The organism is Streptosporangium sp. NPDC050148, assembly GCF_055586505.1.
Genome location: NZ_JBVJIA010000019.1, coordinates 70,147 through 84,359, shown reverse-complemented (window position 1 = coordinate 84,359; position 14,213 = coordinate 70,147). Strand labels below are relative to the sequence as shown.

At 73.3% G+C, this 14,213-nt stretch carries 10 protein-coding genes; 5 read left to right on the top strand and 5 right to left on the bottom strand.

Annotation, left to right across the window (positions count from 1 at the left end; all coding sequences use genetic code 11):
- The first annotated feature begins 71 nt into the window (after window positions 1–71).
- The 3 genes from ACZ6RT_RS22090 to ACZ6RT_RS22080 are packed head-to-tail and all read left to right on the top strand — an operon-like array spanning window position 72 to window position 5,616.
- Window positions 72–1,673 carry a BTAD domain-containing putative transcriptional regulator gene (locus ACZ6RT_RS22090; protein ID WP_399193506.1) on the top strand — a complete coding sequence of 534 codons (1,602 nt, stop codon included), beginning with the start codon at window positions 72–74 and terminating at the stop codon, window positions 1,671–1,673.
- A gap of 2 nt (window positions 1,674–1,675) precedes the next feature.
- Complete coding sequence (locus ACZ6RT_RS22085; protein ID WP_470155733.1) at window positions 1,676–3,814, top strand: sensor histidine kinase; 2,139 nt, start codon at window positions 1,676–1,678, stop codon at window positions 3,812–3,814.
- A gap of 20 nt (window positions 3,815–3,834) precedes the next feature.
- Entirely contained in the window at window positions 3,835–5,616 is a 1,782-nt protein-coding gene (locus ACZ6RT_RS22080) for an NAD+ synthase (RefSeq protein WP_399193510.1), read from the top strand.
- 100 nt (window positions 5,617–5,716) lie between these two features.
- Here ACZ6RT_RS22080 and ACZ6RT_RS22075 read toward each other — a convergent pair whose 3' ends face one another.
- From ACZ6RT_RS22075 to ACZ6RT_RS22065, 3 genes are all read right to left on the bottom strand, one after another.
- The gene (locus ACZ6RT_RS22075; RefSeq protein WP_399193512.1) at window positions 5,717–6,337 is read right to left on the bottom strand and encodes a TetR/AcrR family transcriptional regulator; all 621 of its coding nucleotides are present in this window, start codon (window positions 6,335–6,337) and stop codon (window positions 5,717–5,719) included.
- Between the two features lie 8 nt (window positions 6,338–6,345).
- Window positions 6,346–7,860, bottom strand: coding sequence for an MFS transporter (locus ACZ6RT_RS22070; RefSeq protein ID WP_470155730.1), 1,515 nt, complete (start codon window positions 7,858–7,860; stop codon window positions 6,346–6,348).
- 227 nt (window positions 7,861–8,087) lie between these two features.
- Window positions 8,088–9,293 carry an MFS transporter gene (locus ACZ6RT_RS22065; protein ID WP_470155728.1) on the bottom strand — a complete coding sequence of 402 codons (1,206 nt, stop codon included), beginning with the start codon at window positions 9,291–9,293 and terminating at the stop codon, window positions 8,088–8,090.
- 251 nt (window positions 9,294–9,544) lie between these two features.
- Here ACZ6RT_RS22065 and panB point away from each other — a divergent pair, with 251 nt between their 5' ends.
- A complete protein-coding gene (gene panB, locus ACZ6RT_RS22060) occupies window positions 9,545–10,390 on the top strand; it encodes a 3-methyl-2-oxobutanoate hydroxymethyltransferase (protein ID WP_399193518.1) in 846 nt (281 codons plus the stop codon).
- 103 nt (window positions 10,391–10,493) lie between these two features.
- On the opposite strand, the gene ACZ6RT_RS22055 is transcribed toward panB, so the two are convergent.
- Together ACZ6RT_RS22055 and ACZ6RT_RS22050 are read right to left on the bottom strand one after the other, a co-directional pair.
- Entirely contained in the window at window positions 10,494–11,405 is a 912-nt protein-coding gene (locus ACZ6RT_RS22055; RefSeq protein WP_470155726.1) for a threonine/serine dehydratase, read from the bottom strand.
- Between the two features lie 120 nt (window positions 11,406–11,525).
- Window positions 11,526–12,698, bottom strand: coding sequence for a trans-sulfuration enzyme family protein (locus ACZ6RT_RS22050; RefSeq protein WP_399193522.1), 1,173 nt, complete (start codon window positions 12,696–12,698; stop codon window positions 11,526–11,528).
- Window positions 12,699–12,760: 62 nt separating this feature from the next.
- Between ACZ6RT_RS22050 and ACZ6RT_RS22045 the strand changes: the two genes are divergently transcribed.
- Window positions 12,761–14,185, top strand: coding sequence for an aminotransferase-like domain-containing protein (locus ACZ6RT_RS22045; protein ID WP_470155724.1), 1,425 nt, complete (start codon window positions 12,761–12,763; stop codon window positions 14,183–14,185).
- The last annotated feature ends 28 nt before the right edge of the window (window positions 14,186–14,213 follow it).

The window sequence follows — 14,213 nt, the reverse complement described above, 5'->3', positions numbered from 1 at the left end:
CTACGGCCTGCGAACGATGGTGAGTATTGCCCTATGACACCGGCCCGGCTCCTCCTACCCTTACGCCTGCAATGCTGACTTTTCGCGCTCTCGGACCGTTCCAGGCCCGTCACGGTGACACGGTGATCGACCTCGGCGGCCAGCGCCAGATGGCGGTGCTGGCCCGGCTCCTCGTGGCCGGTGGCCGCGCCGTCCCCGTGTCCGTACTGATCGACGAGCTCTGGCCGGGCGAGCCGCCCGCGCAGGCCCTTTCGACCATCCAGGGGTACGTGTCGCGGCTGCGGCGCGCCCTGGAGCCCGGCCGGGCGCCGCGGGAGGAGGCGGAGGTGCTGGTCTCCGCCCCGCCCGGGTACGCGCTGCGCGCCTCCTTCGACCAGGTGGACGCCTGGCGCTTCGAGCGCGCGGTCAAGACCGGCGGCGAGCCCGCGGTGGTCTGGGAGCGGCTGGACGCCGCGCTCGCGCTCTGGCGCGGCCCGGCCCTGGCCGAGTTCTCCGACCTGTCGTGGGCGGTGACCGAGGCGGGACGGCTGGAGGAGCTGCGCCTGATCGCGGTGGAGCGCCGCGCCGACGCGGGGCTGCTGCTGGGGCACTCCGGCGCGCTGGTGCCCGACCTGGAGGCGCACGCCTCGGCCCACCCGCTGCGGGAGGAGGCCTGGCGGCTGCTCGCGCTGGCCCTGTACCGCAACGGCAGGCAGGGGGACGCGCTGGGCGCGCTGCGGCGGGCCAGGACGCTGCTGCGCGAGGAGCTCGGCCTCGACCTGGGCGCCACCCTGCAGCGCCTGGAGTCGGACATGCTGGCGCAGGCCGTCCACCTCGACCCTCCGTCCGGGACGACCGGCCGCGCCGCGGGCCCGGGGAGCGCGGGCCCGGGTCCTGCGGGCACCGGGAACGCCGGGAACGCCGGGAACGCCGGGAACACGGCCGCGCGGGCGGCGCGGCCCCCGTCGTCCCCCGGGACGTCCTCCGGGGCGTCCCCGGACGCGTCCTCGCGGGAGCCCGCCACGGCCCCGCCGGAGCTGCGCGTCGTGGTCGTCGACGACCAGGCCCTGGTCCGCACCGGCCTGCGCGTGGTGCTGGACAGCGAGCCCGGTTTCCGGATCGTCGGGGAGGCCGAGAACGGCGAGCAGGCGATCGCGGTCGTCCGGGAGACCCGCCCCGACCTGGTGCTGATGGACATCCAGATGCCCAGGCTGGACGGGCTGACCGCGGCGCGGCGGATCCTGGCCGACGAGGCGCCGCCGAAGGTGGTCATGATGACCACCTTCGGCACGGACGACAACCTCTACGCGGCGCTGCGCGCGGGGGTGAGCGGCTTCGTGCTCAAGACCTCGGCCCCCGAGCAGCTCATCACCGCGATGCGGGCCGCGCAGGCCGGGGACGCGCTGATCGACCCCGCCGTGACCACCCGCCTGATCGCGGCCTTCGCCGGGCGCACCGACCCGTCCGCGCCACCCGGCCTGGCCGGTCTGGGCGACACCGAGCTGGACCTGCTGAAGCTGGTGGCCCGCGGGCTGACCAACCGGCAGATCGCGGTGACGCTGGCGGTGCCCGAGGCGACGGTCTCGGCGTCGGTGGTCAAGCTCCTGGACCACCTGGGCCTGTTCGACCGGGCCCAGCTCGTCGTCACGGCCTACGAGTCCGGGCTGGTCAACCCCGGTGACGTGGTCAGATAGCGATGGGCACGCGGATCCACGAGCGCGGCCGCCTGCTCGCCGGCGTCGGCGGCGTGCCCAGGAGGACGGTCGACGACGCCGTCGTGGCCGGGCCGTACCCGGCCGGGCCCGCCGTGCCGCTCTCGCGCGGGCTGTCCGGCTCGTGGCTGCGGATCGCGGTGTTCGCGATGGCCGCGCTGTCGGTGGCGTTCTCGGTGACCTCGCTCGTGCTGTACGCGTCCCTGCCGCCCCTGTGGCAGCCGGAGGTGCCCGTCCGGGCCGACCTGGCGGCGGGGCTGACGTTCCCGGTGGTGGGCGCCTTCCTGCTGGCGCACCGGTCGCGCCCGGCCACGGCCTGGCTGATGTGCGTGGGCGGGCTGATGTGCTCGGTCACGGTGATCTGCGAGTCGGCGATGTTCACCGTCGCGGCCGCGGGCAACATGGACGTCGCCGGTTACCTGCGCTGGGGGATGAACGTGGGAAGGGGCGTCGGCGGGGTCACGCTGGGGGTCCTGCTCCCGCTCTACTCCCCCGACGGCCGGCTGCCCTCGCCGCGCTGGCGGCCGATGGTGGTGGCCGCGGTGACGGTGACGGTGGCCGACATCGCGGCCAACATCGTCCGCGCCGCGCCCGACCCGGCGACCTACCCCTGGCCGCGGGTCGTCCCGAACGCGCTCGCGCTGGAGGCGCTGGCCCCCTACGACGCGACGATCCGCCGGATCACCGGCACGCTGACCATCGTCTTCGTGGTCCTGGCGCTGGTGCCCCTGCTGGTGCGGTTCCGGCGGGCCGATCCGACGCTGCGCCGCCAGATCGCCTGGCCGCTGTTCGCGTTCACCGTCTACATCGTCTTCCTGGTCGGCGGGGCGGACTGGTGGCCGGCCACCGCGATCTGGACCGGCCTGATCCCGGTCGCCATCGCCTTCTCCGTGCTCAAGTACCGGCTGTACGGGATCGACACCGTGGTCAGCCGCGCCTTCGTGGCGGCCGGGCTGATCGCCGTGATCAGCGTCATCTACGGGGCCGGCACGATCGCGGGACTGGCACTGTCGGGCTACGACCGGGCCGGTGGCCTGGTCGCGGCCCTGTTCGCCGGGGTGATCTTCCATCCGCTCCGGCACCGGCTGCGGCGCCTGATCGACAGGCTCATGTACGGCACGCACGGCGACCCCCGGGCGCTCGCCGCGCGGCTGGCCAGGGAGGTCCGCGACAGCGAGCCCGCCAACGCCCTCGCCTCCGTCGCCTCGGTGGTCAAGGACGGGCTGAGCGTCACCGGTGTCGCCGTCGAGGTCTACGAGCCCGGTGCCCGGAAGGTGCAGATCGGCCTGCTGGGCCCCGCGCCGCGCAGGGTGCCGCTGATCTGGCACGGCGAGCCGGTGGGGCGGCTGCTGCTGGGGGCGCCGGGACCGCGCAGGTTCGCCGCGGCGTACAACGGGCGCCTGGTGGCGGCGGCCACCCCGTACGTCGCCGACGTGGTGCACGCCGTGCGGATGACCGCCGACCTGCAGCGCTCCCGCGAGCGCATCCTCACCGCCCGCGAGGAGGAGCGCCGCAGGCTGCGCAGGGACCTGCACGACGGGCTCGGTCATGCGCTGACCGACATGGCGATGTCGATCAACATGGCCAGGATCAGCCTGCGGACCGCCCCGGCCTCGGCCGACCGGCTCCTGCTGGAGCTGCGCGGCGGCATGGACGCCGTCAGCCAGGAGATCAGGGACCTGGTGTACGGCCTGCGCCCGCCCACCCTGGACGAGCTGGGCCTGGCCGGGGCGGTGCGGGCCCTGGCGCAGGAGGGGGGCCCGCGGATCACCGTGGAGGCCGAGGGCGACCTGTCGGACCTGCCGGCCGCGGCCGAGGTGGCCGCCTACCGCATCGCTCAGGAGGCGCTCACCAACGTCCGCAAGCACGCCGGGGCCGGTCACGCGGTCGTCTCCCTGCGGCGCGCGGAGTCGCTGACGGTACGCGTCCGGGACGACGGGGCGGGCCTGCCCGAGGGGCCGCGTTCGGGGATCGGGCTGCTGTCCATGCGCGAGCGCGCGGCCGAGCTCGGCGGGACCTGCGTGATCGAGACCGCCCCCGGCGGCGGCACGCTGGTCGAGGCCGTCCTGCCCCTGTCGGCCGTACCGGCCGTGACCGGCCACCGCCTGACCTCACGGTCATAGGCGCTCCTTAGGATGGGCGGGTGGCTCAACTCCGCATCGCCCTGGCCCAGACCAATCCCGTCGTCGGTGACCTGGCCGCCAACACGGACCGGCTCGTCGAGTGGACCCGGCGCGCCGCCGACCGCGGCGCCCACCTGGTGGTCTTCCCCGAGATGTTCCTGACCGGCTACCCCGTCGAGGACCTGGTGCTGCGCACCTCGTTCGTGGAGGCGTCCGTCGCCGCGGTCGAGGAGGCGGCGCGACGGCTGCAGGAGGCCGGGCTCGGTGAGATCCCGGTGGTCGCCGGGTACGTCGACCGCGCGCGGCTCGCCCCCCGCGTCGGCCAGCCCAAGGGATCCCCGCTGGACGCCGCCGCGCTGCTGTACCGGGGCCGGGTGGTGACCAGGACCGCCAAGCACCACCTGCCCAACTACGGCGTCTTCGACGAGTACCGCTACTTCGTTCGCGGCGACCGGCTGCCGATCTTCCGGCTGCACGGCGTGGACGTGGCGATCGCGGTCTGCGAGGACCTCTGGCAGGAGGGCGGCCCGGTCGCGGTGGTCGCCAGGGCCGGAGCCGGGCTGCTGGTGGTGCCGAACGCCTCCCCGTACGAGAAGGAGAAGGACGACGTCCGGCTGGCGCTGGTGGCCAGGCGCGCCCGCGAGGCGGGCTGCGCGCTGGCCTACGTCAACCAGGTCGGCGGCCAGGACGAGCTGGTCTTCGACGGCGACTCGCTGGTCGTCTCCGCCTCCGGCGAGCCGATCGCGCGCGCGACGCGTTTCCGCGAGGAGCTGCTGGTGACGGACCTGGAGCTGCCCGAGGGCGAGGGCGGTCCCGGCACGTTCCCGGTGGACGCCGCCGACGGCACCGAGATCACGGTGGAACGGCTGGAGCTGTCGGGGCGCCCCCTGGAGGCGTACGAGCCGGAGCCGCCCCCGGTCGCCGAGCCGCTCGACGACACCGCCGAGGTCTACTCGGCGCTGGTCCTCGCGGTCCGCGACTACGTCGCCAAGAACGGCTTCCGCTCGGTCGTCCTCGGCCTGTCCGGCGGGATCGACTCGGCGCTGACCGCCACGATCGCCTCCGACGCCATCGGGCCCGACCGGGTGCACGCGGTGCTGATGCCCTCGCGCTACTCCTCGGACCACTCGCTGAGCGACGCGCTGGAACTGGTCGCCCGGCAGGGGATCAACGCCCGTACGGTGCCGATCGCCGACATCGTCAGCGGCTTCGAGAAGGAGGTCGAGCTGTCGGGGATCGCGGCGGAGAACCTCCAGGCCCGGGTCCGCGGCATGATCCTGATGGGACTGTCCAACGAGCACGGCCACCTCGTCCTGACCACCGGCAACAAGAGCGAGCTGGCCACCGGGTACTCCACCCTCTACGGCGACTCCGCGGGCGGCTTCGCGCCCATCAAGGACGTGCTCAAGACCCTCGTGTGGGACCTGTCGCGCTGGCGCAACGCCCAGGCGGGCCGCTCCGGCGAGCTCCTGCACGGGTTCGCGGTGCCGCCGATCCCGGAGAACTCGATCGAGAAGGAGCCCAGCGCGGAGCTGCGGCCCGACCAGCGCGACACCGACTCGCTGCCCGACTACGCGATCCTGGACCGGCTGCTCGGCGACTACGTCGAGAAGGACATGGGCTCCGCCGAACTGATCGCGGCCGGGCACGACCCCGAGCTGGTCACCCGGGTGATCCGCCTGGTCGACCTGGCCGAGTACAAGCGCCGGCAGTACCCCCCGGGCCCGAAGATCACCCCCAAGAACTTCGGCCGCGACCGGCGCCTGCCCATCACCAACCGCTGGCGCGAGACCACCACCTGACACGCGGCCGTTCCCGGGCCGGTACGGTCATCGGCCCGCCCGGCCCCGCGGGCGTCCGCCGGGCGCCGGATCTCCCCCGGACGCCCCCGTCCGGGGAGGGTCAGGTGCCGATGCCCGCGAGGAGGTGGTCGACGACGCGTTCGGCCAGGTCCGGTGCGGAGGCGGCCTCGCCCTGGGAGCGGGTGTACCACATGACGGTTCCCACCAGGCTCGACATCGCGAGCCCCACGTCGAGGTCGGGCCGCAGCTCCCCGGTGGCCATGCCGCGCCGCAGCAGGGCGGTGACGACCGCCTTGCGCGGCTCGATGGCCGCCTGGCTGACGCGCTCGACCAGGCGCGGGTGTCGTTCCGCCTCGTTCATCGCGATGCTCATCACGCACCGGCTGCGCGCGTCGTTCGCGTCGCGCTGGAAGACCCGCATGCAGGCGACCAGATCGTCGCGGACCGAACCCCCCGTGGGCGGCGGGAACGGCGACTTGAGGGTGGCCACCGCGTCGACGAACAGGTCCTCCTTGCTGGACCAGCGACGGTAGATGGTGGTCTTGCCGACCCCCGCCCGGGCCGCGATCGCCTCGATCGACAGCTCGAAGAGGCCGATGCCCTCCCCGATCATGTCGAGGGTGGCGTCGATGATGGCCTTCTCCGCCTTGGCGCTGCGAGGGCGGCCCGCGGAGCGGGCGGTGCCGGCTCCGTCCGCCTGGGTCTCGTCGGTGGTCGTCATCGCGGTCCCTACACTACTGCCGGTTCCTTGTCGTGGTCGATGGTCTGCGGGGCGGGGGTCTCGGAGGACCTGCCGGGCAGCCACTTGAGCACCACCAGCGCTCCGGCCAGCGCGATCGCGGCGGAGACCAGGGCGGTGACGTGCATGCCCTCGATGAAGGCGAGCTTCGCCGGTTCGATCAGCGCCGAGCCACGGGCGCCGAGTCCCTGGGCCACGCCGAGCGTGGCGGTCAGCGACTCGCCCGCGGCGTGCCTGGCCTGGTCGGGCAGCCCGCTCAGCGCCGGGGCGATCTGGTCGCGGTAGGTGGCCGAGAGCAGCGAGCCGAGCAGTGCCACGCCCAGGGCTCCGGCCACCTGGCGGACGGTGTTGCTCATCGCCGAGCCGACACCGGCCTTCTCCCGGGGGAGCGCCTCCATGATCGTGGTGGTCGCCGGGGGCATGATGTTGGCCATCGCCGCGCCCTGGACGAAGAACACGATCACCAGCGCGACGACCGGGGTGTTCTGGTCCATCAGCGCGTAGGAGGCCAGCGCGCAGGCCACGATGACCATGCTGACGGTGGCGGTCAGCCTGCCGCCGAAGCGCCTGGCCATCTGCTGGCTGAGCGGGGCGAAGATCAGCTGCGCGGCGGCGAAGGGCATCATCAGGGCGCCAGCCTGGAGCGCGCTGAAGCCCAGCACGATCTGCAGGTAGAAGACCAGGAAGAACATCGCGCCCATCATCGCGAAGAACATGATGCCGATCATGCCGACCGCGGTGGCGAAGCGGGGGTCGCGGAAGTAGCGGACGTCGAAGGCCGGGTGGTCGATGCGGCGCTCGTACCAGACGAAGGCGGCCAGCACGACGATACCCAGGACGATCGGGACCAGCACCTCGGCGCTGGCGATCGTGGCCAGCTCGCCTCCCCGGATGATGCCGTAGGTGACGGCGACCAGGCCGATGATCGACAGGATCACCCCGATCGGGTCGAGCTTCGAGGGCCTGGGGTCACGCGACTCGGGCACGACCAGGCCGATGAGCACCATGCTGACCGCGACGATCGGCAGGTTGACCAGGAAGACCGAGCCCCACCAGAAGTGCTCGATGAGCAGGCCGCCGGTGATCGGCCCGATCGCCACGGCCAGGCCCACCCCCGCGGCCCAGATGCCGATCGCCTTGCCGCGTTCCTCCGGGGGGAAGACGTTGGAGATGATGGCCAGCGTGGCCGGCATGATGGCGGCGCCGCCGATGCCCATGAACGCGCGGGCGACGATCAGCTGCATGGGGTCCTGGGCGTACGCGCTGGCCAGTGACGCCAGGCCGAAGAGCACCATGCCGATCAGGAGCATGCGCTTGCGCCCGGTCCGGTCGCCGATCACCCCGAAGGTGAACAGCAGGCCGGCGAAGACGAGCGTGTAGGAGTTGATCGCCCATTCCAGCTGGCTCTGGGTGGCGCCCAGGCCCTCCACGGGGTCGGCGATCGTCTTGAGCGCCACGTTGAGGATGGTGTTGTCGAGCACGACGGCCAGGAGGCTGAAGACCATCACCCCGAGGATCTGCCACCGTCTGGGATGACCGAGCTTGTGTTCCACTGTTGCCCCGTTTTTCGATACGCTTAAGTTTCGAAACACAACCGTATCGCTCGTCGTTTCGATACGCAACCGTACCGTTTCAATATTATCGGTCGGGACGTCAAGGAACGGCACCGGCGGACGAGGCGGGGGCCGGAACGAGGCGTGCCGGGCGCACGCCGGCGGACACGCGGGGTCGGTCAGGCCGAGGCCGACACCGATGGCTCCGGCGCGGCCGTGGCGGCGCGCCGCCAGAACGGCAGGGCGACGAGCACCATGATCACGCTCACCAGCCCGGCCGCGGCGAAGGCCCACCCCGGGCCGGGACCGTCGATGATCGCGCCCGCGACCGGCGACGCGCAGCCCACGCCGACGAGCAGGGCCGTGCCGTGCAGGCCCATCGCCTCGCCCCGGGCCCCGGCCGGGACCCAGCGGCTCACCGTCTCGATCGTGGAGGACAGCGCCGGGGCGCACAGCACACCGGCGGGCAGCAGGGCCAGGAGCAGCCAGTGCCAGTTCCCGCCGACCAGGCCGACCGGGATGGTGAGCACCCCCATGGCGCCGATCAGGATCAGGGGTGACAGCCCGCGGGGCAGCATGCCGTACACGAAGCCGCCCGCCAGCGAGTAGGCGCACCACACGGTGATCGCCAGGCCGATCCACGCGGTGTCGCCGCCCCGCTGCATCGTCGCCACCAGCGAGAGCTCGGTGGCGGTCAGCACGAACGTCGCCGCCATGACCGTGCCGAACAGCCCGAGCAGCGCCGGGGTGAGCCACTGGCGCCGGGGGACGCGGCCGGCGGGCTCCCTGAGCTCCTCGGCCGAGCGGACGGGCGGGTTCAGCACCAGCAGCGTCGTTCCCGAGACGGCCAGGCCGGCCCCGACGACGGCCATGGTGGGAACGCTGCCCAGCAGGCTGACCCCCGCGATGGCCAGGGCCGGGCCCGCCATGTAGGAGAGCTCCACGAGCATGGAGTCGAGGGAGAAGCCCATCCTGCGCTGCTCGACCGGGACCAGCGCGGTCAGGCACTGCCTGATCACGCTGAACACGGGGAGGGTGAACAGGCCCGCCGGGATGGCGGCGGCCAGCAGCAGCGGGAACGGCATCAGCCAGGCGGTGGACCAGAAGACGACCTGGGCGAGGGTGGTCACCGCCAGCACCGGGCGCAGGCCGTGGCTGTCGACGAACCTCCCGGCCAGCGGCGAGCCGACGGCCATCCCCACCGTGCTGGCCGCGGTCACCAGACCGGCCTGGACGTAGTTCAGGCCCAGCCCGCTGGGATCGACGACGTGCATGGTCAGCGTGATGGAGACCGCGGTCGTGGGGATCCGGGCGAGCATGCCCACCAGCAGCAACGATCGCACGCCCGGCAGTGCCAGCAGGCGGCGGTAAGGTTCGACGGCCATGATGATTACTTACCTCCCCGGGCATTGTGCCGTACGTCCCCGGTGTCCCCGCCACCGGATGACCCCCTGAGCCCGTCCCCGGCGATCTCCGCCCGCGCGGGAATCCCCAGCGTGGGCGCCCTCTGCCCGGCCCGCCGACCGGGATCGGATTACCTGGCGGATCGGGTCTGTTGAACCTGCCGGGCCCGTGCAATCATCGAACCGTCCGGGGACGCCACTGGGGCGCCTCGAGACTTCACTGGAGGTCCCACATGTCCTCTTCCGTCACCAGCCGGCCGACCTCTCTCTACGGCGGCCAGGCTGGACGCAGGGTCACCGTACGTGACATCGCCGCCGCCAAGGAGCGCGGCGAGCGCTGGCCGATGGTCACCGCGTACGACGCGATGACCGCCAGGATCTTCGACGAGGCCGGCATCCCCGTGCTGCTCGTCGGCGACTCGGCCGCCATGGTCGTGTACGGGTACGACTCGACGCTCCCCGTGTCGGTGGACGATCTCATGCCGCTGACGGCGGCCGTGGTCCGCGGTTCCTCGCGCGCGCTGGTCGTGGCCGACCTGCCGTTCGGCTCCTACCAGGCCTCCCCCCAGCAGGCCCTGGAGACGGCCACCCGGTTCATGAAGGAGGCCGGGGCGCACGCGGTCAAGCTGGAGGGCGGCCGCCGGGTGCTCCCCCAGGTCGAGGCGCTGGTCTCTGCGGGCATCCCGGTGATGGCCCACCTGGGCCTGACCCCCCAGTCGGTCAACGCTCTCGGCGGCTACCGGGTGCAGGGCCGCGGCCAGTCCGGGGACGAGCTGATGGCCGACGCCAAGGACCTGGAGTACGCCGGGGCGTTCTCGGTGGTGCTGGAGTGCGTCCCCGCGGACCTGGCCGAGCGGGTCACCTCCTCCCTGTCGATCCCGACGATCGGCATCGGCGCCGGTCCCGGCACGGACGCGCAGGTGCTCGTCTGGCAGGACCTGATGGGCCTGACCGCCACCCCGGCGAAGTTCGTCAAGAAGTACTCCGACCTGGCCGGGGAGATGGACAGGGCGGTACGCGCCTTCGCCGACGAGGTGACGGCCGGCGCTTTCCCCACCGCCGAGCACAGCTACCGCTGACGACCCGGCCGCTCCCCGGCCCCCCGCGAAAGCCGTGGAAGCCCCCGCGGGGACGCGGGGACGCGGGGACGCTGTGGAGACGCGACGAGCCCCTCGGCCGCCCTCAGACGAGGGTGGCCGGGTCGGTGTTGGCGCCGCACACCACGACGGCCACCCGCTCCCCGGGCGCCGGGCGGTAGGCACCGGACAGCAGTGCCGCGTAGGCCGTGGCCCCGGCGTGCTCGACGGCGAGCCGGTGGTCGCGCCACATCGCGCGCCGCGCCTCGACGATGGCCTCGTCACCGACCACGAGGCTCTCCACCCCGGCCGCGGCGGTGATCTCGTAGGCGAGCGCGCCCGTCCTGCTCGCGCCGAGCGCGTCGGAGCCGACCCCCGAGACCCCGACGGGTACGGGCCCGCCCGCCTCCAGGGCCCGGTGCAGGGTGGGGATGAGCTCGGGCTCGACCGCGACCACCCGGGCCCGGCCGGCGAGGGCCACGGTGATCCCCGCGACGAGCCCGCCGCCGCCGACCGCGACCAGGACCGTGTCGACCCCTCCGGTCTGCTCCAGCACCTCCAGGCCGACCGTGCCCTGCCCCGCGACCACCTCGGCCTGGTCGTAGGCGTGCACGTCCAGGGCCCCGGTCTCTGCCGCGCGCTTGACCGACGCCTCGTACGCCTCCGCGTAGAAGGCTCCGACCTGCGTCACCTCGGCGCCCAGCGCGCGCAGCCCGGCCACCTTCACCGAGCTGGACACCGTCGGGACGAAGATCTCCGCCCGGACCCCGAGGCTCCGGGCCACGTACGCCACGGCCAGGCCGTGGTTGCCGCCGCTCGCCGCGATCAGGCCCGCCTCCGGGAGCGTCCCGGCAGACAGCGCCCTGTTGAAGCCTCCTCGGGCCTTGAACGACCCCGAGTGCTGGAGCGCCTCCAGCTTCATGAACAACCCGGGCGACACCTCGATCACCGGTGTACGGAGGACATGCCCGGCGATGCGCCCGGCCGCCCGTTCCACGTCCCCGATCGACACGCTCACGCGCGCTCCCCTTCCCGGCGAACGACTCCGAAGGTTCCAGGCGAACGACTTCGAGGGGCCGCCGGGTGATCGGCGGCCTCCGTGCCGCAGTCTAGGAGAAGCCCCGGCGCCGCACGCCGGTCAGGAGAGCGCCTGCTCGATGTCGGCCCAGAGGTCCTCGATGTGCTCGATGCCCACGGCCACCCGTACGGTGCCCTCGCCGATCCCGTGCCGGGCCAGCTCCTCGGCGGTCAGGGTGCGGTGGGAGGTGGTCGCGGGGTGCAGGACGAGCGTCTCGACGCCGCCCAGGGACGGGGCCAGCAGGGCCAGCCGCACCGAGCTCATGAACCGCTCCCCGGCCTCGCGCCCGCCGACCAGGTCGAAGGAGAAGACCCCTCCGAAGTCGGGCAGGAGCTTGGCCGCCAGCTCGTACGAGCGGTGCGAGGGCAGGCCCGGCCAGTACACGGCCGAGACGGCGGGGTGGTCGTTCAGGCGGGTGGCCAGCTCGCGGGTGTTGGAGCAGTGGCGCTCCATCCGCAGCGACAGCGTCTGCATGCCGCGCAGGGTGAGCCAGGCGGCGAACGGGTCCGGGGTGGCGCCCAGCTTGCTCGCGAAGGCCCACACCTTGCGGTACAGCTCGTCTGAGGCGAACACGGCGATTCCGCCGAGCACGTCGGTGTGGCCGCTGAGGTACTTCGTGGTGGAGTGCACGACGATGTCGGCGCCGTGCTCGATCGGCCGGCACAGGATCGGGGAGGCGAAGGTGTTGTCGACCACGGAGATCAGGCCGGCCTCGCGGGCCGCGGCGCACATGCCGGGCAGGTCCGCGACCTGGGTCACCGGGTTGGCGATGGTCTCCAGGTAGACGAGCCTGGTCTCGGGCCGTACGGCCTCGCGCAGCGCCGCCGGGTCGTCCTCGGCGACGTAGGTGACCGTGATCCCGAACCGGCCCACCATGTCGTTGATCATCGCGGCGGTGCCGCCGTAGAGCGGCTTCTGCGCGATCAGGTGGTCGCCGGGCGCCAGCAGCCCGAACAGCACGGCGTTGATGGCGCCCATGCCGGAGCCGGTGGCCACGGCGCCGACGCCGCCCTCCAGGCCGGAGACGGCCTCCTCCAGGGAACGGACCGTCGGGTTGGACATGCGCCCGTAGACGAACGCCCCGTCCGGACGGCCCATCCCGTCGGCGAAGACGGCCGGGTCGTCGAAGATGAAGCCGGAGGTCTGGTAGAGCGGCACCGTGATGGGACGGCTGCCGTTCAGCGGCGGCTGGGGAAGGTGGACGGTGCGCGTCTCCGGACGGAAATCAGTCATGCCCCAAGGATGTACGCAAAATAGGCCCTTTGTCAGATCCAATCCGGCAAGATTGGTCCATCATGGGAGCCAATAACGACGAACTGATCGCCAGGCTCGGCCGCTGGTCGTCGGGCAGGGGCCCGCTCTACCTGCTGCTCGCGGTGCGGTTGCGCGCCCTCATCGACGACGGGGAGCTGCGCCCGGGCACCCTGCTGCCGCCCGACCGGGAGCTCGCGCGGTCGCTGGCGGTCGGCCGGGGCACCGTGGTCGCCGCGTACGACCTGCTCCAGCAGGAGGGCCGGGTGGTACGGCGCCAGGGCAGCGGCACCCGGGTCTGCGCCGCCCAGCGGCCGCCGTCCGGTCCCGGCGGCACGGCCAACCCGCTGCTGCTGCACCTGCTGGACCCGCCCGAGAACGTCACCCTGCTCAGCTGCGCCGCCCCGGACGGCCCGCCCCCGGTGCTGGTGGAGGCGTACCTGGAGGCGGCGGCCCGGCTGGGCCGGATCCGGCACGACATCGGGTACCACCCGGCCGGGTACCCCGAGCTGCGCGAGCGGATCGCCTCCTACCACCGGGAGCGCGGCGTGCCCACCACGGCCGGGCAGATCATGGTCACCAACGGCGGCCAGCAGGCCCTGACCCTGCTGGCGAACCTGCTGCTGTCCCCGGGCGACACCGTGCTGACCGAGGCCCCGACCTACCCCGGCGCGCTGGAGTCCTTCCGGGAGGCCGCAGCCCTGTTCCGCACGGCCGCCGACACCGAGGCGTTCGGCGCCGCGCTGGCGGACCGCCCCGCCCTGGGGTACCTCGTCCCGACCTGCCACAACCCGACCGGCGCGATCATGCCCCCGCTGGTCCGGCGCCGCCTGGCCGCCCTGGCCGCCGAGCACGACGTGCCGCTCGTCGAGGACGAGGTCCCGGCCGAGCTGTGCTTCTCCGGCGAGACCCCGCCCCCGCTGGCGTACTTCGGGGACGGGCGGCGGATCATCACGGTCGGCTCGCTCAGCAAGCTCGTCTGGGGCGGGCTGCGGATCGGCTGGATCCGCGCGGCGGCGCCGGTGATCTCCCGGCTGGTGCGGCTGCGCGCCGTCCACGACCTGGGCGGCGAGATCCTCGGCCAGCTCGCGGCGGCGTCGCTGATCTCGCAGATGGACCGGCTCCGCCGGGACCGGATCGACGTCCTGCGGCGCCGCCACGACCACCTCCTCGGCGAGCTCGCCGCGAAGCTGCCCTCGTGGAGCGCCGAACCCGCCCTCGGCGGGCAGACGATCTGGGTACGGCTCCCCGGCGACGCGGGGGCCTTCGCCCAGGTCGCGCTCAGACACGGGGTGGCGGTCCCCCAGGGACGCTCGTTCGACCCCTCGGGCGGCCACGGCGATCACCTGCGGCTGCCGTTCCTGTTCGACGAGGAGACGCTCACCGCGTCCGTCACCGCGCTGGCCGCGGCCTGGCGGGACTACGACGGCACCCGCCGTCCCGGCACCCTGCAGGCCCTCGTCGTCTGAGCGTCCGCTCCCCCGCTGACAGCCGTCC